Here is a 20716-nt window from a genome sequence, read left to right on the forward strand (position 1 = left end):
GGTTCGAGGTTCGAGGTTCGAGGTTCGAGGTTCGAGGTTCGAGGTTCGAGGTTCGAGGTTCGAGGTTCGAGGTTCGAGGTTCGAGGTTCGAGGTTCGAGCAGGTTAATGACCCGTCGGCCGGGACGCCAGGCCTTCTCGCCCGAACTCCTTGCCCCTCACGTTTTACTCCTCGCCCCTCGCTCCTTGCCCCTCACGCCTTACTCCTCGTCCCTCGCCCCTCGTCCCTCGTCAGCTCAGTTTCCCGCAGCACTGCTTGAACTTCTTGCCCGAGCCGCAGGGACAGGGATCGTTGCGCCCCACCTTGGGGCCTTCGCGACGCAGCGGCCGCCCGTCGCTGCCGGGCGCCGGCGCCTCGTCACCGGCCGCGGCGGCCTCGGGGGCGTCGTGCCGGCTGGCGGCCGCCGCCTTCTCGCGCTCCAGGGCTTCGCGGCGCTGGCGCTCCAGGGCCTCGACCTCCTCGGGCTGGCGGACCTTGACGTGGCTGAGGATGCGGGTGACATCGGCCTTGATGTTGGTCAGCAACGCCTGGAAGAGCTCGAAGGATTCCCGCTTGTATTCCTGCTTGGGATTCTTCTGGGCGTAGCCGCGCAGATGGATCCCCCGGCGCAGGTGATCCATGGACTGCAGGTGCTCCTTCCAGCGGGTGTCCAGCACCTGGAGCATCACCTGCTTCTCGAAGCGGCGCATCAGCTCGGGCCCGGCCAGCTCGGTCTTCTCCTCGTAGGCCTGGCGATGCATCTCCTGCAGGCGCTCGCGCAGCTGCTCCTCGTGGAAGCGCTGATCCTCCTCGGCCCACTGCACCACCGGGGCCTCGAGGTTGAACTCGGCCTTGAGGTGAGCCTCCAGCCCGGCCAGGTCCCACTGCTCGGGGAGGCTCTGGGGGGGCACGAACTCGCTGATGGCCTCGTCGAGCACCTCGGCGCGGATGCCGGCGACATTCTCGGAGACATCGTCGGCGGCGAGGATCTCGTTGCGCTGCTCGTAGATCACGCGGCGCTGGTCGTTGGCCACGTCGTCGTATTCCAGCAGCTGCTTGCGGATATCGAAGTTGCGGCCCTCGACCTTCTTCTGGGCACGCTCCACGGCGTTGGAGACCATCTTGTGCTCGATGGCCTCGCCCCGCTCCAGGCCCAGCGCCTGCATCAGCTTCTGCACCCGCTCGGAGCCGAACAGCCGCATCAGGTTGTCTTCCAGGGACAGGAAGAAGCGCGTGGAGCCCGGGTCGCCCTGGCGGCCGGCGCGGCCGCGCAGCTGGTTGTCGATGCGCCGCGACTCATGGCGCTCCGAGCCGACCACGTGCAGGCCGCCGGCCTCGAGCACCGCCTCGTGGCGCTCCCGCCATTCGGCCTTGAGGCGCTCGATCTGCGCCTCGCTGGGCGATTCCAGCTGAGCCGCCTCGGCCTCCCAGTTGCCGCCCAGCACGATGTCGGTGCCGCGACCGGCCATGTTGGTGGCGATGGTGATGGCCCCGGGCCGGCCGGCCTGGGCGATGATCTGGGCCTCGCTCTGGTGCTGCTTGGCGTTGAGCACGTTGAAGCGCATCCCCGCCTTCTTCATCAGCCCGGCCAGGTACTCGGAGGTCTCGATGGAGGCGGTCCCCACCAGCACCGGCCGACCCGCCTCGGTCTGGGCCTGGACGTCGGCGATGATGGCCTCGTACTTCTCCTCGGCGGTGAGATAGACCAGGTCGTTCATGTCCCGGCGGACCAGCGGCCGGTTGGTGGGAATCACCACCACGTCCAGGCCGTAGATCTGGCGGAACTCGAAGGCCTCGGTGTCGGCGGTGCCGGTCATGCCGGACAGCTTGTCGTAGAGGCGGAAGTAGTTCTGGAAGGTCGTCGAGGCCAGCGTCTGGCTCTCGCGCTGCACGGTCACCCCTTCCTTGGCCTCCACCGCCTGGTGGAGCCCCTCGGACCAGCGGCGGCCCGGCATGGTGCGGCCGGTATGCTCGTCGACGATCACCACCTGGCCGTCGCTGACGATGTAGTCGACGTCGCGGTGGTAGAGGTGCCGGGCCCGCAGCGCCGAGTGCATGTGCTGCAGCAGGTTGAGGTTCTGGGCGGCGTAGAGGGAGTCCTCCTCGCCCAGCAGGCCCTCCCCGCGCATCAGCTCCTCGACCTTGTTGTGGCCGCCCTCGGTGAGCTCCACCTGCTTCTGCTTCTCGTCGAGGGTGAAGTCGCCGCTCTCGGGGTCCTCCTCGTCGGCGCAGGGCGCGAGGTTCACCGCCAGGCGGTCGACGACCTTGTAGAGCTCGGTGTTCTCGTCCACCGCGCCGGAGATGATCAACGGGGTCCGCGCCTCGTCGATGAGGATGGAGTCGACCTCGTCGACGATGGCGAAGTGCAGGCCGCGCTGGACCTTGTCCTCCAGCGAGAAGGCCATGTTGTCGCGCAGGTAGTCGAAGCCGAACTCGTTGTTGGTGCCGTAGGTGATGTCGCAGCCGTAGGCCTCGCGCTTCTCCTCGGGCGTCTGGCCGGCAAAGATGGTGCCCACGGACAGGCCGAGGAATTCGTACAGCGGGCGCATCCAGTCGGCGTCGCGGCACGCCAGGTAGTCGTTCACGGTGACCACGTGCACGCCCTCGCCCGGCAGGGCGTTGAGATAGACCGCCAGGGTCGCCACCAGGGTCTTGCCCTCGCCGGTCTTCATCTCGGCGATCCGGCCGCCGTTCAGGGTGATACCGCCGATCATCTGGACATCGAAGTGCCGCATGCCCATGACGCGCTTGCTCGCCTCGCGGACGGTGGCGAAGGCCTCGGGCAGCAGGGCCTCGAGGGGCTCGCCGCCGGCGAGTCGCTCGCGGAAGGCCGCGGTGCGTGCCTTGAGGGCGGCGTCGTCGAGGCCCTCGAGTTCGGGCTCGAGGGCGTTGATGCGGGCCACGGTGCGGCCCATGCGCTTGACTTCACGGTCGTTCTTGGAGCCGACGACCTTGCGTAACAGGTTGTTGATCATGAAGGATCCAGTGCTGCGGGGGCTTCGGGCCGGGCGTCTCTGCCCGGCGGCTCGTCGCGGTTCAGGGACGAGCCCGCGGCGGCCCGCGGCGGGTCAGGACATCATGGGCGGCCACCGGCCGGTGCCCGGCCGGGCGCCCTCCGACCGGATGGCCGAGGGGGCGCAGGGCGGCGCCCGGGCGGCGACCCGGCGGCCAGCGCCGCCGGGCCCGGCGGCGCGCCTGGAGTCGGGAGCTGGCACGAATCCACGCCGGCGCCAGGATGCAGACCTGGATCAGGCGCTCGACGGGCCGCGCCTCGAGCGAGGCCAGCCCCGCCGGCAGCAGGCAGCCCACCAGCAGCCCGGCCAGCCACCAGCGGGCGTGGCGCCGCTCCGGCGGGCGGGGACGCGCGACCTCGGCCGGCGGGGCTTCCCCGGCGAGGGCAGACGGACCTGTCTCCGCGATGAGGCTGGCCATGCTGTCGAGGGACTCCCGTGCCTGTGCTAGGCTTCCGTGTTCCGGGGCCGACGACCGCGTCGACGGCCGACGACATCGCTCCCAGGGCTCAACCCCGAGAATCAAGCCGATGAGTATAAAGGTTAAGCGGTTCCGAGCACAGCCCATGTCCCGGCTGCTGGACGGTCGGGGCGAGCTCGGCGAGCTGATGCGCCGAGCCCGGCTGATCGACCGCGCCCAGGCCCACCTGCGCGAACAGCTGCCGGCGGAGCTCGCCGAGCATCTCTTCGTGGGCGGCTATCGCCGGGGGCGGCTCACCGTGATCACCGACCGCGCCGCCTGGCTCACCCGCCTGCGCTACGAGCAGGCCCGGCTGCTGTCGCTGCTCCACGAGCTGCCTGGCTTCGAGGCGGTGACCGGCTTCGATTTCAAGGTACGGCCGGTGCGCCCGCCCAAGGCGCCGGTGCGCCAGACTCGCCGCCTGCCGGCTCGCGCCGCCGACGAGCTCTCGAGCTGCGCGGACGACGTGGACGACCCGCGCCTCAAGCGCGCCCTGGAGCGCCTCGCCTCCCATGCCGAGCGGGAGACGTAGGCGCGAGGCCAGGATCGCCCCTCCAGATAGCACACAACCCCGCCGGTAACCTACCAGGCGGGGTTGTCGTTTCTTAGAGCTTAAGGCTTACAGCTCCGGGCGAAGCCCGGGTGACTCCCGGCGAAGCCGGGCCCGGGTCAGGCCATGGCCGGGGCGGCGTAGGAGATCGGCGCCTTGGCGCTGTCCTCCTCGAAGGTGACGATTTCCCAGGCCTCCGGGTTCTCGAGCAGGGCCCGGCACAGCTGGTTGTTGAGGGCATGGCCGGACTTCACGCCGCGGAACTCGCCGATCAGGCTGTAGCCCAGCTGGTAGAGGTCGCCGATGGCGTCCAGCACCTTGTGCTTGACGAACTCGTCGTCGTAGCGCAACCCGCCCTCGTTCACGATGCGGTAGTCGTCGACCACGATGGCGTTGTCGAGGCTGCCGCCCAGGGCCAGGTTGTTCGAGCGCAGGTGCTCGAGGTCGCGCATGAAGCCGAAGGTGCGCGCCCGGGAGACCTCCTTGACGAAGGAGGTGGTGGAGAAGTCGACCGCGGCGGACTGCTTCTGGTCCTCGAAGACCGGGTGATCGAAGTCGATGGCGAAGGACACCTTGAAGCCCTGGTGAGGCAGGAAGATGGCCTCCTTGTCGCCGTCGCGCACCACCAGCTCGCGCTTGATGCGGATGAACTTCTTCGGCGCGTTCTGCTCGGCGATACCGGCGGACTGGATGAGGAACACGAAGGGACCGGCGCTGCCGTCCATGATCGGCACCTCGGGAGCGCTGACGTCCACGTAGGCGTTGTCGATGCCCAGCCCGGCCAGGGCCGACATCAGGTGCTCGACGGTGGCCACCTTGACGCCGTCCTTCGACAGGGCGGTGCACAGGGTGGTGTCGGTGACGCTCTCGGCGCGAGCCGGGATCTGCACCTCGGGTTCCAGGTCGGTGCGCACGAAGACGATGCCGGTGTCGACCGGCGCCGGCCGCAGGGTCAGGTAGACCTTCTTGCCGGAATGCAGGCCGACGCCGGTGGCGCGAATGACGTTCTTCAGGGTGCGTTGTCTGATCATGGGCGGTCGCCAGGCAGTCGGTGATTATCAAACACCGTTCACTATAACACCGAACGTTCGTTTCAACAAAAGCAACGTCCTCTAACGGCGCCTATGCGAACGATAGCGATGCTCAATCGGCCTGGCGGCGCAGGAAGGCCGGAATATCCAGGTAGTCGTCCAGATCCTGGGACTTGCTGGGCTCCGGCTGGGCGCGCGGCGATTCCTGGGGCTCGCTCTTGGGGGCGGTGGCCGCACCGCGATTGACGGTGGCCTGGGGCCGCGCCCCGGCGGCGGCCTGGCGCTGGCGATAGTCGCCGCCGCCTTCGCCGCGCCGGGCGGTCTCGCGGCCGGCCGGCTGGGCCTGGCGCTGGCCGTCGAGGCCGGCGGCCACCACGGTCACGCGCAGCTCGTCGGTCATCTCCATGTCGATGGAGGTGCCCACCACGATGGTGGCATCCTGGGAGGCGAACTCCTGGACGGTGGCGCCCACATCGTTGAACTCGCCGATGGACAGGTCGGGGCCGGCGGTGATGTTGACCAGGATGCCGCGGGCGCCGTGCAGGTCGATGTCCTCGAGCAGCGGGCTGCGGATGGCCTTCTCGGCGGCCTCCCGGGCGCGGTTCTCGCCGGTGGCCCCGCCGGTGCCCATCATCGCCATGCCCATCTCGGACATCACGGTGCGCACGTCGGCGAAGTCGACGTTGATGATGCCCGGGCTGGTGATCAGCTCGGCGATGCCCTGGACGGCGCCCAGCAGGACGTCGTTGGCCGCGCTGAAGGCGGTCAACAGGCTGGCGCTCTTGCCGAGCACCGAGAGCAGCTTCTCGTTGGGGATGGTGATCAGCGAGTCGACGTGCTCGGAGAGTTCCTTCATGCCCTCCTCGGCGGCCCGCATGCGCTTGGGCCCCTCGAAGGGGAAGGGGCGGGTCACCACCGCCACGGTGAGGATGCCGAGCTCCTTGGCCACCTGGGCCACCACCGGGGCGCCGCCGGTGCCGGTGCCCCCGCCCATGCCGGCGGTGATGAAGACCATGTCGGCCCCGCCGAGAAGCTCGGCGATGCGCTCGCGGTCTTCCATGGCCGCCTGGCGGCCGACATCGGGGTCGGCCCCGGCGCCGAGGCCCTTGGTGATCTCGCTGCCGAGCTGGAGAACGGTCTTGGCCGCCACCCGCTTCAGCGCCTGGGCATCGGTGTTGGCGCAGATGAACTCGACGCCCTCGATGCTGCTCTCGACCATGTGATTGACGGCATTGCCGCCCCCACCGCCGACACCGATGACCTTGATGACCGCACTGCTTGAGGGTGCGCTGTCTACCAGTTCGAACATTAGCCCCGTCTCCTGGACCGCTGGCGCGGCCCTGTCAGAAATTTCCTTTGAACCAGCCCTTGAGCTTTACTAGCGCCGGAATCCCTTCCCCTGCTCCGCGCCGGGAGACGTCACCACGCCTCGGCTGCGCCGACATGCCGCTGCCCGGCGGCTCTTGTTGGCCGTGCCCCTGACGGGCCTCGTGTAGAGCGTAATGTAGCAAACCGACCCCCGTCGAATAAATCGGATTGCGCACCACGTCGGCGAGGCCGCGGACGTTCTGTGGGCTGGCGATTCGCACCGGCATGTGGAAGATTTCCTCGGCCAGCTCGACCACGCCTTCCATGCGCGCGGTCCCACCGGTCAGCACCACGCCGGCGGCGACCAGGTCCTCGAAGCCGCTGCGCCGCAGCTCGTCGCGCACCAGGGTGAACAGCTCCTCGTAACGCGGCTCGACCACCTCGGCCAGGGACTGGCGGGACAGGTCCCGGGCGGGACGGTCGCCGACGCTGGGCACCTTGATCATCTCGTCGCTGGCGGCCAGCTGGGTCAGGGCACAGGCGTACTTGACCTTGATCTCCTCGGCGTGCTGAGTCGGCGTGCGCAGGGCCATGGCGATGTCGTTGGTGACCTGGTCGCCGGCGATGGGAATCACCGCGGTATGGCGAATCGCCCCCTCGGTGAACACCGCGATGTCGGTGGTGCCGCCGCCGATGTCCACCATGCAGACGCCCAGTTCGCGTTCGTCCTCGGTGAGCACGGCATGGCTGGAGGCGAGCTGCTCGAGGATGATGGCATCCACGTCGAGCCCGCAACGCCGCACGCATTTCTCGATGTTCTGGACGGCGTTGAGCGCCGCCGTGACCAGGTGGACCCGGGCCTCCAGGCGCACCCCGGACATGCCCAGGGGTTCGCGGATGCCGCCCTGGGTGTCGATGGCGAACTCCTGGGGCAGCACGTGCAGCACGCGCTGGCCCTCCGAGATGGCCCGGGCACGGGCCGAGTCGATGACCCGGTCGATGTCGGCCGGCGCCACCTCGCGCTCCTTGATCGCCACCACGCCGTCGGAGTTCATCGAGCTGATGTGGCTGCCGGCGATGCCGACATAGACGGAGTGGATGTCGCAGCCGGCCATCAGCTCGGCTTCTTCCACGGCACGCTGGATGGACTGCACCGTGGACTCGATATTGATGACCACGCCCTTCTTCATGCCGCGCGAGGGATGCGAGCCGATGCCGGCGATCTCGATGCCGCCATCGTCGGTGGGTTGCCCCACGATCGCCACGACCTTGGATGTTCCGATATCCAGCCCGACTACCATATTGGACGCATTGGATGGACCTGCCATGAGCCGGGAAATCTCCTCGAGCCTGACCCGCTAGGGGAATAAGGTGTTTGAAACGTGAAAAAACCTGGGCCAATTATAGGAACAACATCCCGTGTTCCACCAGCCCATGGCGAAAAACATCCGCCACGATACGGCGATTTTTGCCTAAAAGAAACACCCTTCCGGCGTCGCGATCCGGTGACGGCGGACGGCCAGGATCGACTAGTTGTCGGCGGATGCCTCGGCCAGGTCGGGGCCGCTTTCGCCGTGCCAGGCTACCGCCACGCCATTGGGATAGCGCAGGTCGAGATAGCGGATATGCGACGCCACCCCGGCGAATTCCCGCTCCCATGCCGCCAGGAAGCGAGCCAGGCGCGCCTGGCGATGACTGCGGCCGAGCATCACCCAGATGCCCCCTTCCAGCTGCAGCCGCCAGGCGCCGCGATCCTCGAGCCGCAGCTGGCGCAGCGCCAGGTCGTGACGCCCCAGGCGCGCGGCCAGCGCGTCGTGGTAGGCCAGCACCTCCGGGCCGCTGCCGGCGGGACCGGCGAGATGCGCCAGCCCCTCCGGCGGAGCCAGGGGCGCGAAGGCGAACGGCACGCCGTCGGGGTTGAGCAGCGCCGCGTCGTTCCAGCGCGCCACCGGCGTCTGCTCGACCAGCTCGAAGACCAGGGCGTCCGGCCACTCGCGACGGATACGCACCTCGCGCAGCCAGCCGATGGCCCGGGCCCGGCGGCGCAGCTCGCCGAGGTCCGCCGACAACCAGGCCTGGCCCCGCACCAGGGGCGCCAGCTGGCCGCGCAGGTAGTCGGCGCCGACGTGGCTCAGCTCGCCGCGGATCGACACCCGCTCGATGGGACGATCGAGCCACAGCCACAGGGCCCGCCCTCCCGCACCCAGCAGCAGGGCCAGCAGCAGCACGCCGAGCAGGCTTCCGCGACGCGCCACCGAGTCAGGCCCGCCCGGCGGTGGCGAGGATACGCGTCACCAGGGCGTCGAAGTCGAGCCCGGCATGGGCCGCGGCCTGGGGCACCAGGCTGTGATCGGTCATGCCCGGCACGGTATTGACCTCGAGCAGCCAGAAGCGCCCCTCGGCGTCGCGCATCACGTCGACGCGCCCCCAGCCCTCGCCGCCGATGGCGGCGAACGCCTCACGGCACAGCGCGGCCAGGCGCGCCTCCTCGGCCGCCTCCAGCCCGCAGGGCAGATGATACCGGGTCTCGTCGGACAGGTACTTGGCCTCGTAGTCGTAGAAGCCGCTCGGCACCTCGACGCGAATCGCCGGCAGGGCGGCGTCGTCGAGCACCGACACCGTGTACTCCTCGCCACGCACGAAGCGCTCGGCCATGACCCGGGCATCGAAGCGGGCGGCGTCGCGATAGGCGTCCTCGAGCGCCTCGGGGGTCTCGACGATGGTGATGCCCAGGGTCGAGCCCTCGTGGACCGGCTTGACGATCAGCGGCAGGCCGAGCCGCTCGGCCACCCCGCTCCAGTCGGCGTCGGGGCCGAGCATCTCGCTCTCCGGCGTCGGCAGCCCCAGGGCCTGCCAGACCAGCTTGGTGCGCTGCTTGTCCATGCCCAGCGCCGAGGCCAGCACGCCGCTGCCGGTGTAGGGGATGCCCAGCAGCTCCAGGGCGCCCTGCAGGGTGCCGTCCTCGCCGCCCCGGCCGTGCAGGGCGATGAACACCCGGTCCGGCCGCAGGGCCTCCAGTCCGGCCAGCCCGCCCTGCTCGGCGGGATCGAAGCCCACGGCATCGACCCCGGCGCGGGTCAGCGCCGCCAGCACCGCGGCCCCGCTCTTCAGCGACACCTCGCGTTCGGCGGAGTCGCCGCCGTAGAGCACCGCCACCCGGTCGGTGCCGGTCGCCTGCGTCGTCATAGGCTCACCTCGTCGAGCGCCAGTCGGGCGTCGGCCAGGCGCTGGGCGATGCCGCCCACGTCGCCGGCGCCCTGGGTGATCAGGATGTCGCCGGGGCGCAGCACCTTGGCCAGCAGCCCCGGCAGCTCGCCCTTGTCCTGCACGAAGATCGGATCGACCTCGCCGCGCTGGCGGATCGAGCCGGCCAGGCTGCGGCCGTCGGCGCCGGGAAGGGGCGCCTCCCCGGCCGCGTAGACGTCCAGCAGCAACAGGGTATCGACCCCGGCCAGCACCCGCACGAAGTCCTCGTAGAGATCCCGGGTGCGCGAGTAGCGATGCGGCTGATAGACCATCACCAGGCGCCGCTCCGGCCAGCCGTCGCGCACCGCGCGGATGACCATCTCCACCTCGCGGGGATGGTGGCCGTAGTCGTCGACCAGCATCGCCTCGCCGTCGCCGGCCGGCACGGGGAAGTCGCCATGCACCTGGAAACGGCGCCCGACGCCGGCGAAGCCGGCCAGGCCGCGCAGGATGGCGGCGTCGTCGACCCCGGCGTCGCTGGCCACGGCGATGGCCGCCAGGGCGTTCAGGGCGTTGTGGCGGCCAGGCATGGCCAGGCGCACCGGCAGCGGCGCGAGGCCGTCGGGGCGGCGGACGGTGAAGCGCACCTCCCCGCCGGCCTGCTCGAAGTCCTCGAGGCGATAGTCGGCGTCGGCGCTGAAGCCGTAGGTGACGAACTGCCGGTTGACCCGCTCGATCAGCCCGCGCACGTTGACGTCGTCGATGCACAGCACCGCCAGGCCGTAGAACGGCAGGTTGTGCAGGAACTCGATGAAGGTGCCCTTGAGCCGTTCGAAGTCGCCGCCATAGGTGGCCATGTGATCGGCATCGATATTGGTGACCACCGCCACCATGGGCTGCAGGTGCAGGAAGGAGGCGTCGGACTCGTCCGCCTCGGCCACCAGGTAGTCGCCCTCGCCCAGCCGCGCGTTGGTGCCGGCGCTGGTCAGCTTGCCGCCGATCACGAAGGTGGGATCCAGGCCGCCCTCCCCCAGCAGGGTGGCGGTGAGGCTGGTGGTGGTGGTCTTGCCGTGGGTACCGGCCACGGCGATGCCGTGGCGGAAGCGCATCAGCTCGGCGAGCATCTCGGCGCGGCGCACCACCGGCACCCGGTGCTCGTGGGCCCAGCGGATCTCCGGGTTGGTCTCGTCCACGGCGGTGGAGACCACCACCACGTCCGCCTCCCGGGCGTTCTCCTCGGCGTGACCGATCGCCACCCGGATGCCACAGGCCTCCAGGCGCGCCACCACCGGCGAGGCCCGCAGGTCGCTGCCGCTGACCGCGTAGCCCTGGTTGGCCAGCACCTCGGCGATGCCGCACATGCCGGCCCCGCCGATGCCGACGAAGTGGATGCGCCGGATGCGGCGCATGCCCAGGCCGCGCCCGGGGCGCGGGGGCGTGGCTTGGCCGGGAACCGGCCCTAGGGTCTCGTCACTCAAGAGCTGTCTCCATGCAACCGGCCACCAGCCGCTCGACGGCGTCGAGATGGGCACAGCCTCGCGCCCGTGCGGCCATGGTGGCAAGGGATTCGGGGTCGAGCAGCGCCGCCAGCCGCTCGGCCAGGGCGGCCGCGCTCATCTCGGCCTGGGGCATCAGGGCCGCGGCGCCCTCCTCGACCAGGGCCGCGGCATTGGCGGTCTGGTGGTCGTCCACGGCGTGGGGGAAAGGCACGAACAGCGCCGGCTTGGCCGCGGCGGCCAGCTCGGCCACGGTCAGGGCGCCGGCCCGGCACACCACCAGGTCGGCCCAGTCGTAGGCCGCGGCCATGTCGTCGATAAAGGCCGTCACCTCGGCCTGTACTCCCTCGGCGACATAGGCTTCCCGGGTCGCGGCATCCTTGTCGCGCCCGGCCTGGTGGCGCACCTCGGGGCGCCGCCCCTCGGGCAGCCGGGCCAGCGCCTCGGGCAGGGTGCGATTGAGCGCCAGGGCGCCCAGGGAGCCGCCCACCACCAGCAGCCGCAGCGGGCGTCCCGTCATGTCGCCGGCCGTGCGGGGCGCCTCGCCCAGGGCGGCGATCTCGCCGCGCACCGGGTTGCCGACCACCTCGGCGCGCCCCGGGAAGGCCTGGGGGAAGGCCGCGTAGACCCGACGCGCCAACCGCGACAGGGCGCGATTGGTGAGGCCGGCCACGGCGTTCTGCTCGTGGATCACCAGCGGCCGGCGGGCCAGCCAGGCGGCCAGGCCGCCGGGGCCGCTGGCGAAGCCGCCCATGCCCACCACCAGGCCGGGGTCGAACTCGCGGATCACCCGGCGAGCCTCTCGCACCGCACTCAGCAGACGCCAGGGCGCCAGCAGCCAGCCGGCCAGCCCCTTGCCGCGCAGGCCGGCGATCGCCACCCGGTGCAGGGGAAGGCCGGCCTCGGGCACCAGGCGGTTCTCGATGCCTCTCGGGCTGCCCAGCCACTCGACCTCGACGCCCCGCTCGGCCAGGGCGCGGGCCAGGGAAAGGGCCGGGATGACGTGGCCGCCGGTACCGCCGGCCATGATCAGGGCGCGGCGCCCCTCGCGTCGGTTCATGCGCTGTTTCCTCGTGGCTTGCCGGCGGTTCCCTGCCGCGCCGCCGCGGGGCGGGCGCGGCGCACCGCCTGGCGGGTCTCGATGTCGGCGCGCAGCAGGATGGCCATCATCACGCCGCTGATCAACAGGCTGGAGCCGCCGTAGCTGAGCAGCGGCAGGGTCAGGCCCTTGGTGGGCAGCATGCCGGTGCTGACGGCGATGTTGATGAAGGCCTGGGCGCCGATCACCAGGGCGATGCCGTAGCTGGCGTAGGCGGCGAAGGCCAGCCCGGCCAGCTCGGCCCGCCGGCCCACCGCCATGGCGCGCCATACCAGCAGGGCGAACAGGCCCACCACCGCGAAGGCGCCCACCAGGCCCAGCTCCTCGGCCAGCACGGCGAACACGAAGTCGGTGTGGGCCTCGGGCAGGTAGAACAGCTTCTGCACGCTGTTGCCGAGCCCGGTGCCCAGCCAGTGGCCGCGGCCGAAGGCGATCAGCGCCTGGGTGAGCTGGTAGCCGCTGGCGAACTGGTCGGCCCAGGGGTCGGCGAAGCTGGTCAGGCGCGCCATGCGATAGGGCTCGGCGACGGCGGCGACGACGCCCAGGGCGGCGACCAGCGCCATCAGCAGCAGGAAGCGTCCCCAGGGGGCGCCGGCCATCAGCAGCATGCCCATGACGCAGCCGGTCATCACCACCACGGCGCCGTAGTCCGGCTCCAGGATCAGCAGCCCGCCGAGCAGGGCCATCACCACCAGCGGGCGCAGGAAGGCGCCCCACTGGCGGCGCACCTCGGGCAGGAAGCGCTCCAGGTACCCCGCCAGGTAGACGATCAGGCACAGCTTGGCGACCTCGGAGGCCTGGAGGTTGAAGGGCAGCCCGGGCAGCGACAGCCAGCGCTTGCTGCCGTTGACCTCGCGGCCGACCAGCAGCACCAGCCCGAGCAGCATGATGCCGACCAGCAGCAGCAGCGGCCCGTTGGCCCTCCACCAGGCCAGCGGCACCCGCAGCGCCACCGCCGCGGCGGCCAGGGCGACCAGCAGGAAGGCCCCGTGGCGCAGGCTGAAGTACCAGGCATTGCCGGTCAGGCTGGAGGCCACCTCGGTGGAGGCCGAGGTGACCATCACCCAGCCGATCAGCATCAGCGCCAGCGCCGCCAGCACCAGCCAGCCGTCGACCGGCTGCTCGGCGGTGGAGAGCCGGGCGCGCACCCGGGCCAGGCGGCTCATGGGCGCTCCTCCCCCGCCAGGCGTCGCACCGCCTCGCGGAAGGCCTCGCCGCGGGCCCGGTAGTTCGGAAACTGATCGAGGCTGGCGCAGGCTGGGGACAGCAGCACACAGTCGCCCGGCTCGGCGATCGCCGCGGCCCTCGCCATGGCCGCCTCGAGGTCCTCGACCCGGGTCAGCGCCAGCGCGCCGTCGAGCGCCGCGGCGAGCCGGCCGGCGTCGCGGCCGAACAGGATCGCCTCGCGGCCGTGGCGCGCCAGGGGCGGCGCCAGGGGCGCGAAATCCGCCCCCTTGCCGTCGCCGCCGGCGAGCAGGATCAGCCGGCCATCCAGCGTCGGCCCCAGGCCGGCGATGGCGGCCAGGGTCGCGCCCACGTTGGTGCCCTTGGAATCGTTGATCCAGCGCACCCCGTCGATCTCGGCCACCAGCTCGCCGCGATGCGCCAGGCCGGCGAAGCGCTCCAGCACGCCGCGCATGGCGGGAAGCGCAAGGCCCAGGCGATGCCCCATGGCCAGGGCCGCCAGGGCATTGGCCTGGTTGTGGCGACCGGGCAGTCGCACCGCCGAGGCCGGCATCAGCGGCTCGCCGCCGTGCATCAGCCAGTCCCGGGGGCCGTCGCCGCCGTCGTGGCAGGCGATGCCCCACTCCCCGGGGCCCGGCGCCGCGGTGGTGAAGCGCTCGAGCGCCGGCGGCGGGGCGTCCGGCCAGGTGGCGGGATCTTCGGCGTTGACCACGCCGTGACGGGCGCCGCGGAAGATCGCCTGCTTGGCGGCCCGGTAGCCGGCGAGGTCGCCGTGGCGGTCCAGGTGATCCTCGGAGAGGTTGAGGAAGGCGACGCTCTCGGCGCCGAGCCGGGGCGTGGTCTCCAGCTGGAAGCTCGACAGCTCGAGGACGAACAGCTCGGCGTCGGGGCGCTCGGCGAGCAGGTCCAGGGCCGGGGTGCCCAGGTTGCCGCCCACCGCGACGCGCACCCCGGCCTCGGCGGCCATCTCGCCGAGCAGGGTGGTCACGGTGGACTTGGCGTTGGCGCCGGTGATGGCGGCGATCGGCGCCTCGGCCGCGCGCACGAAGAGCGCGATCTCGCCGACCACCCGCGGCTCGCCGTCAGGACCGTGGCGGCCGGCCAGGGCCGCCAGGCCGGGGGTGCGCGGGTCCACCCCGGGGCTCACCACCACCTCACGGGCCGGCTCCATGTCGAGCTCGGTCAGCGGGCCGCAGTGGACCGCGATCCCGGGGTGGGCGGCGCGGAACTCGGCCAGCCCCGGCGGCGCGGCCCGGGTGTCGGCGACCATGAAGGGCCGCCCCCGGCGCTCCAGGTGGCGGCAGATGGCGCGCCCGGACACCCCGAGCCCGACCACCAGCGTGACGCCTTCGGGCACCTCGACCATCGGCGGCTCCTCAGCGGATCTTCAGGGTGGCCAGGCCCAGCAGCACCAGCACCACGGTGATGATCCAGAAGCGCACGATCACCCGCGGCTCCGGCCAGCCCTTCAGCTCGTAGTGGTGATGCAGCGGCGCCATGCGGAAGATGCGCCGCCCGGTGAGCTTGTAGGACGCCACCTGCAGGATCACCGAGACGGTCTCCATGACGAAGATGCCGCCCATGATGAACAGCACGATCTCCTGGCGCACGATCACCGCCACCACGCCCAGGGCGGCGCCCAGGGCCAGGGCTCCCACGTCGCCCATGAACACCTGGGCCGGGTAGGTGTTGAACCACAAAAACCCCAGCCCGGCCCCGGCGATGGTGGCGCAGAATACCGCCAGCTCGCCGGCCCCGGGAATCATCGGGATCTGCAGGTAGTCGGCGAACACCGCATGCCCGCTGGCGTAGGCGAACACCCCCAGGCCCATGGCCACCAGCACGGTGGGCATGATCGCCAGGCCGTCCAGGCCGTCGGTGAGGTTGACGGCGTTGGAGCTGCCGACGATCACCAGGTAGGTGAGCACCACGTAGAACAGCCCCAGCGGCAGCACGAATTCCTTGAACAGCGGCACGATCAGGCTGGTCTCCACCGGCGAGGCGGCGGTGAGGTAGAGGATGACGGCGGCGGCCAGGCCGATCACCGACTGCCAGAAGTACTTCCAGCGCGCCGGCAGGCCCCGGGGGTTCTTCTCCACCACCTTGCGGTAGTCGTCGACCCAGCCGATGGCGCCGAAGCCCAGGGTCACGGCCAGCACCACCCAGACATAGTGGTTGGTCAGGTCGCCCCACAGCAGGGTGCTGACGGCGATGGCCATCAGGATCATGGCGCCGCCCATGGTCGGCGTGCCGGCCTTGGAGAGGTGGGACTGGGGGCCGTCGTCGCGCACCGCCTGGCCGATCTGGCGCTCCACCAGGCGGCGGATCACCACGGGGCCCAGCCACAGGCACAGCACCAGGGCCGTCAGGGTGCCCAGGATCATGCGCAGCGTCAGGTAGTTGAAGACGTTGAAGGCGCTGTGGAATTGCGCCAGCAGTTCAGCCAGAAAGAGCAGCATGTAATGCCTTACCTTGATGCATCCGGGCGCAGCGCCGTCACCACGGTTTCCATGCCGGCGCTGCGCGATCCCTTGACCAGCACGCTGGCCCCCGGCGGCAGATGATGGAGAACGTGGCGCGTCAGCGCCTCGCGATCGTCGAAATGGCACCCCGCCTCGCCGAAGGCCCGGCTGGCCGGCCGCGCCGCCTCGCCGAGGGTGCCCAGGAAGTCGATGCCCAACGCCCGGGCGTGGCGGCCGATCTCGGCGTGCAGCCGATCCGAGGCCTCGCCCAGCTCGCCCATGGCGCCCAGCAGGCACCAGCGGGGCCCCGGCAGCGAGCTCAGCAGCTCGAGGGCGACCTTCACCGCGCCGGGGTTGGCGTTGTAGGTATCGTCCAGCAGCCGGCCGTTCTTGAGGCCGGGGACCACGCTCAGGCGTCCCGGCATCGGCGTCACGGCCTCGAGGCCGGCGATCACCTCCGCCGGGGGCAGGCCCATGGCCAGGGCCGCCCCGGCCGCGGCCAGGGCGTTGGCGACGTTGTGCCGGCCGAGCAGGGCCAGCTGGACCCGGCCCAGCGCCCGACCGTCGTGAAACAGCGTGAAAGCATAGCGCCCGAGCGCATCGCAGGCCAGTGTCTCGGCGCGCAGACGGGCCGGCGCCTCGACGGCGAAGTCCAGCACCTCCCGGGGCGCGGCGAGGCTGGCCCAGGTGGCGAAGTAGCGATCGTCGCGGTTGAGCACCGCCACGCCGTCGCCGGGCAGCGACGCCAGGATCTCGGCCTTGGCCTGGGCGATGCGGCCCATGCCCCCGAACTCGCCGACGTGGGCCCCGGTGACGTTGGTGATCACCGCCACCCGGGGCTCGGCCAGGCTCGCCGTCCAGGCGATCTCGCCCAGGTGGTTGGCGCCCAGCTCCACCACCGCCTGGCGATGCCCGGGGGCCAGCTCGAGCAGGGTCAGCGGGGCGCCGATGTCGTTGTTGAGGTTGCCCCGGGTGGCCAGGGTCTCGCCGCGCCGCGCCAGCAGGGTGGCCAGCATCTGCTTGACCGTGGTCTTGCCGCTGTTGCCGGTCACGGCGACCAGCGGCCCGCCCCAGGCCCGACGCCGGGCGCGGCCCAGCAGGCCCAGCGCCAGCCGGGTGTCGGCGACCTCCAGCTGCGGCAGCGGGTCGTCGACGCGGCGCTCGACCAGCGCCGCCACGGCCCCGGCCTCCCGGGCGGCGGCGACGAAGTCGTGGCCGTCGAAGCGCTCGCCGACCAGCGCCACGAACAGCGCCCCCGGCGCCAGTCGCCGGGTGTCGGTGACGATCTCGCCGACCGGCGCGTCCGCCGCCGGCGCCGCCAGGCCGAGCGCCCGGGCCGCCTCGGCCAGCGTGCCGAGCCCCACGCCGCTCATGCCCCGCCCTCCCGGCGCTCGGCCAGCGCCGCCTCGGCCTCGGCCAGGTCGGAGAAGGCATGGCGGACGCCGTCGATCTCCTGGTAGGTCTCGTGGCCCTTGCCGGCCACCAGGATGACGTCGCCGGCGCCCGCCCCGACGATGGTGTCGCGGATCGCCCGGCCCCGGCCGTCGACGACCCGGGCCGCGGCCCGGCCCGCCTCGGACAGGCCGGCCAGGATCTGCTCGCGGATCGCCCCGGGAGCCTCGCCGCGGGGATTGTCGTCGGTGATCACCAGGCGGTCGGCATGGCGCGCCGCGGCGGCGGCCATCAGTGGCCGCTTGCCGGCGTCGCGGTCGCCGCCGCAACCGAACAGGCACCACAGCCGGCCGGCATCCGGCAGGTGGGCGCGCAGCCCCTGCAGGGCGTTCTCCAGGGCGTCCGGGGTATGGGCATAGTCGATCACCACCGTGGGCGCCCTCTCGGCGACCAGCGCCTGCATGCGTCCCGGCACCGGGGACAGCTCGCCGGCCGCCTCGAACAGGGCGTCGAGATCCTCGCCCAGGCCATGCAGGGTGGCGATGGCCAGCAGCACGTTGGTCAGGTTGAAGCGCCCCATCAGCGGCAGCGACAGCACCCGCTCGCCCCCGGGGGTGGCGACCAGCGCCCGCTGCCCCTCGGCATGGGGGATCCAGTCCACCACCCGCAGGGTCACGGCCTCATCCTCGCCCACCGCCAGCACCCGCACGCCCTCGGGCACGCCGGCCAGCATCAACCGGGCCAGGGGGTCGTCGGCGTTGACCACCGCCAGGGCGAGTTCGGGGCGCCGGAACAGCCGGGCCTTGGCGGCGGCATAGGCGGCCATGCTGCCGTGATAGTCCAGGTGATCGCGGCTCAGGTTGGTGAACACCGCGGCCGTCACCCGGCAGGCGTCGAGGCGCTCCTGCTCCAGGGCATGGGAGGAGGCCTCCATGGCCACCCGCCCGGCGCCCTGGCCGGCCAGCTCGCCCAGCGCGGCCTGCAGCGCCAGCGGCCCGGGCGTGGTCAGCGCGCCCTCGGCGAGGGCCCCGGGGCGACCGTGGCCCAGGGTGCCGACCATGGCCGCCGGGCGACCCAGCCGCTCGCTGAGCGCGGCGATGTAGTGGGTCACCGAGCTCTTGCCGTTGGTGCCGGTGACGCCGACCAGCTCCAGGGCCTCGGGGACCGCGAACAGGCCCTTCCCGAGCTCGCCCAGCCGGCGGCGCAGGTGCGGCAGGCGCAGCACCCGGGGATCGTCGTCGGTGCCGGCCGGCTCGGCGTCGTCGCCGTGGGCCAGCACCAGGGCGGCCCCGGCGGCCAGGGCCGCGGGAATGTGGTCGCGACCGTCCGCGGCGACCCCGGGCACGGCGATGAACACCGTCCCCGGCCCCGCCTCGCGGCTGTCCAGGCACAGCCGCAGGCGCTCGGGCAGGTCACGGTCGGCCAGGGCCGCGTGCCGGCGCGGCCAGAGCGCGCCCAGTTCGGCGATCAGGCGGGAAGCGGTCACGTCCATGGCAGTCTCTCGTCGCAGGCGTGGGGAAAGTCAGTCATCGTCGTCGATCCGGTCCGGGGGCACGTCGAGGATACGCAGGGCATTGCCGGCCACCCGGGAGAACACCGGCGCGGCCACCGCCCCGCCGTAGTAGTCGCCGCCCCGGGGGTGGTCGATCATCACCACCGCTATCAGGCGCGGGTCGCTGACCGGGGCGATGCCCACGAACAGCGAGCGATAGGCGTCCTCCTGGTAGCCCCCGCCGCCGGTCTTGCGCACCGTGCCGGTCTTGCCGGCCACGCTGTAGCCCGGCACCAGGGCGCGCCGCGCCCCGGTGCCGGGTTCGACGACCCGGTCCATCATGCCCAGCACGCGATCGGCGACCCCGGGCTCGACGACCGGTTGGCCGGCCGGGGCTTCGGGGAGGCGCAGCAGCGAGGGCGGCAGGCGCTCGCCGTGGTTGGTGATGGCGGTATAGGCGCTGGCCAGCTGCAGCGCGGACACCGAGAGCCCGTAGCCGTAGGAGAGCGCCGCCCACTGGCTGCTCGACCAGCGCATCGGCGCCGGCACGCTGCCCCCGGCCTCGCCGGGGAAGCCGGTGCCCGGGGCGCGATCGAAGCCCAGGGCGCGGTAGCGTTCGGGGACCACCGGGTCGTCCAGCTCCAGGGTCAGCTTGGCCATGCCGATGTTCGAGGACTTCTCGAGGATGCCGGACAGGCTGAGCTCGCCGTAGTTGACCACGTCCTTGATGGTATAGCCGTCGATGACCATCCAGCCCGGCGAGGTGTCGACCCGGGTGTCAGGGGGGAAGCGGCCGGTCTCCAGCAGCGCCGACATGGCCAGCGGCTTCATCACCGAGCCCGGCTCGAAGACGTCGACGATGGCGCGGTTGCGCAGCCCCTCGGGGTCCAGCCCGGCGCGATCGTTGGGGTTGTAGGACGGCTGGTTGGCCATGGCCAGCACCTCGCCGGTGCGCGCATCCAGCATCACCAGCACCCCGCCGTCGGCGGCGTGCTCGTCCACCGCCGCCTTGAGCTCGCGGTAGGCCATGTACTGCAGGCGCTGATCGATGGACAGCGTCAGGTCGCCGCCGGGCTGGGCCTCGCGCAGCACCGCCAGGTCCCGGACCAGGCGCCCGCGACGATCCTTGAGCACCCGCCGCCGGCCCGGCTCGCCGGACAGGTAGGGCTGGTAGGCCAGTTCCAGTCCCTCCTGGCCCTGGTCGTCGATGTTGGTCACGCCGATCAGCTGGGCGACCACCTCCCCGGCCGGATAGTAGCGCTTGTACTCCTCGCGCTTGTGCACCCCGGGAATCCGCAGGTCGAGCACCCGCTGGGCGGCCTCGGGAGTCAGGCGGCGGCGCAGGTACATGAACTCGCGATCGGCATAGCGCTCGATGCGCGCCTCGAGGGCCTCGAGATCCTGGCCCAGCGCCCGGGCCAGGCGCAGCCGCTGGATGCGGTCGTCCGGCAGGTCCTGGGGATTGGCCCACAGGGTCACCACCGGGGTGGAGATGGCCAGCGGCTCGCCGTGGCGGTCGGTGATCATGCCGCGATGGGCGGGAATGGGCTCGACCCTCAGGGTCCGGGCATCGCCCTGGCCCTGGAGGAAGGAACGGTCGAAGACGTGCAGGTCGACGATGCGCCCGGCGAGCAGCGCCAGCCCCAGCAGCACCAGCCCCAGCATCAGCCGGTAGCGACCCCGGCCCATGGGGGCCAGGTCCGCCTTGCGGCGGGCGGCGTCGGCGCGTCGCGGCGTCGCGCTCATGGCCGGACCACCTCCACCTCGTCGATGGCCGGCAGGCGCATCTCCAGGCGCTCGCTGGCCAGCCGCTCGATGCGCGACGGCGACGACCAGGCGCCCTCCTCGAGGAGCAACTGCCCCCATTCGGTCTGCAGCTGCTGCTGCTCGCGCTCGAGGGCCTGGAGGCGGGCGTATTCCTCGCGGGTCAGGTGGCTGGTGGCGATCACCGCCAGGGCGGCGCCCAGACAGGCCAGCAGCAACACCCCGTTGGCCACCAGCGCCAGGCTGGGGCGCAGGCGCAGCGGCCAGGCGAAGGCGGAGGTGGCGTCGCGTCCCTGAGCCAT

Annotated in this window: 17 protein-coding genes; 1 reads left to right on the top strand and 16 read right to left on the bottom strand. The window is 71.8% G+C overall.

The annotated features are described in order from the left end of the window. Positions 1–229: 229 nt before the first annotated feature. On the bottom strand, positions 230–2953 hold the full coding sequence (gene secA, locus QC818_RS16330; protein ID WP_309653925.1) for a preprotein translocase subunit SecA: 2724 nt from the start codon (positions 2951–2953) through the stop codon (positions 230–232). Between the two features lie 61 nt (positions 2954–3014). Beyond that, a complete protein-coding gene (locus tag QC818_RS16335; protein ID WP_309653926.1) occupies positions 3015–3410 on the bottom strand; it encodes a hypothetical protein in 396 nt (131 codons plus the stop codon). A 145-nt stretch (positions 3411–3555) separates the two neighbouring features. Here QC818_RS16335 and QC818_RS16340 point away from each other — a divergent pair, with 145 nt between their 5' ends. After that, on the top strand, positions 3556–3981 hold the full coding sequence (locus QC818_RS16340; RefSeq protein WP_309653927.1) for a DUF721 domain-containing protein: 426 nt from the start codon (positions 3556–3558) through the stop codon (positions 3979–3981). Between the two features lie 137 nt (positions 3982–4118). On the opposite strand, the gene lpxC is transcribed toward QC818_RS16340, so the two are convergent. The 14 genes from lpxC to ftsL all read right to left on the bottom strand — a co-directional run bounded on the left by lpxC (position 4119) and on the right by ftsL (position 20716). Beyond that, positions 4119–5030, bottom strand: a complete 912-nt coding sequence (gene lpxC / locus QC818_RS16345; RefSeq protein ID WP_309653928.1) for a UDP-3-O-acyl-N-acetylglucosamine deacetylase — start codon at positions 5028–5030, stop codon at positions 4119–4121. A gap of 112 nt (positions 5031–5142) precedes the next feature. Then, the gene (gene ftsZ / locus QC818_RS16350) at positions 5143–6339 is read right to left on the bottom strand and encodes a cell division protein FtsZ (RefSeq protein WP_309653929.1); all 1197 of its coding nucleotides are present in this window, start codon (positions 6337–6339) and stop codon (positions 5143–5145) included. Positions 6340–6373: 34 nt separating this feature from the next. Then, positions 6374–7666 (bottom strand): cell division protein FtsA, encoded by a 1293-nt coding sequence (gene ftsA / locus QC818_RS16355; RefSeq protein WP_309653930.1) that lies wholly within the window; start codon positions 7664–7666, stop codon positions 6374–6376. Between the two features lie 201 nt (positions 7667–7867). Beyond that, positions 7868–8593 (bottom strand): cell division protein FtsQ/DivIB, encoded by a 726-nt coding sequence (locus QC818_RS16360; RefSeq protein WP_309653931.1) that lies wholly within the window; start codon positions 8591–8593, stop codon positions 7868–7870. 4 nt (positions 8594–8597) lie between these two features. Beyond that, the gene (locus tag QC818_RS16365) at positions 8598–9524 is read right to left on the bottom strand and encodes a D-alanine--D-alanine ligase (RefSeq protein WP_309653932.1); all 927 of its coding nucleotides are present in this window, start codon (positions 9522–9524) and stop codon (positions 8598–8600) included. Then, positions 9521–10933 (bottom strand): UDP-N-acetylmuramate--L-alanine ligase, encoded by a 1413-nt coding sequence (gene murC / locus QC818_RS16370; RefSeq protein ID WP_309653993.1) that lies wholly within the window; start codon positions 10931–10933, stop codon positions 9521–9523. Before murC ends, QC818_RS16365 begins: the two co-directional genes overlap by 4 nt. Before the next feature lie 61 nt (positions 10934–10994). Further along, the gene (gene murG, locus QC818_RS16375) at positions 10995–12080 is read right to left on the bottom strand and encodes an undecaprenyldiphospho-muramoylpentapeptide beta-N-acetylglucosaminyltransferase (RefSeq protein ID WP_309653933.1); all 1086 of its coding nucleotides are present in this window, start codon (positions 12078–12080) and stop codon (positions 10995–10997) included. Continuing rightward, on the bottom strand, positions 12077–13285 hold the full coding sequence (gene ftsW, locus QC818_RS16380) for a putative lipid II flippase FtsW (protein WP_309653934.1): 1209 nt from the start codon (positions 13283–13285) through the stop codon (positions 12077–12079). Before ftsW ends, murG begins: the two co-directional genes overlap by 4 nt. Further along, a complete protein-coding gene (gene murD, locus QC818_RS16385; RefSeq protein WP_309653935.1) occupies positions 13282–14670 on the bottom strand; it encodes a UDP-N-acetylmuramoyl-L-alanine--D-glutamate ligase in 1389 nt (462 codons plus the stop codon). The genes ftsW and murD overlap by 4 nt, the downstream gene beginning before the upstream one ends. A 10-nt stretch (positions 14671–14680) precedes the next feature. Further along, a complete protein-coding gene (gene mraY, locus QC818_RS16390) occupies positions 14681–15763 on the bottom strand; it encodes a phospho-N-acetylmuramoyl-pentapeptide-transferase (protein WP_309653936.1) in 1083 nt (360 codons plus the stop codon). An 8-nt stretch (positions 15764–15771) separates the two neighbouring features. Then, entirely contained in the window at positions 15772–17139 is a 1368-nt protein-coding gene (locus QC818_RS16395) for a UDP-N-acetylmuramoyl-tripeptide--D-alanyl-D-alanine ligase (RefSeq protein WP_309653937.1), read from the bottom strand. Further along, entirely contained in the window at positions 17136–18650 is a 1515-nt protein-coding gene (locus QC818_RS16400; RefSeq protein ID WP_309653938.1) for a UDP-N-acetylmuramoyl-L-alanyl-D-glutamate--2,6-diaminopimelate ligase, read from the bottom strand. The genes QC818_RS16395 and QC818_RS16400 overlap by 4 nt, the downstream gene beginning before the upstream one ends. Positions 18651–18680: 30 nt before the next feature. Then, entirely contained in the window at positions 18681–20396 is a 1716-nt protein-coding gene (locus tag QC818_RS16405) for a peptidoglycan D,D-transpeptidase FtsI family protein (protein WP_309653939.1), read from the bottom strand. Continuing rightward, positions 20393–20716 (bottom strand): cell division protein FtsL, encoded by a 324-nt coding sequence (gene ftsL / locus QC818_RS16410; protein ID WP_309653940.1) that lies wholly within the window; start codon positions 20714–20716, stop codon positions 20393–20395. Before ftsL ends, QC818_RS16405 begins: the two co-directional genes overlap by 4 nt.

Origin of the sequence: Halomonas koreensis (assembly GCF_031451675.1) — a bacterium.
GTDB classification, from domain to species: Bacteria; Pseudomonadota; Gammaproteobacteria; order Pseudomonadales; family Halomonadaceae; genus Halomonas; species Halomonas koreensis.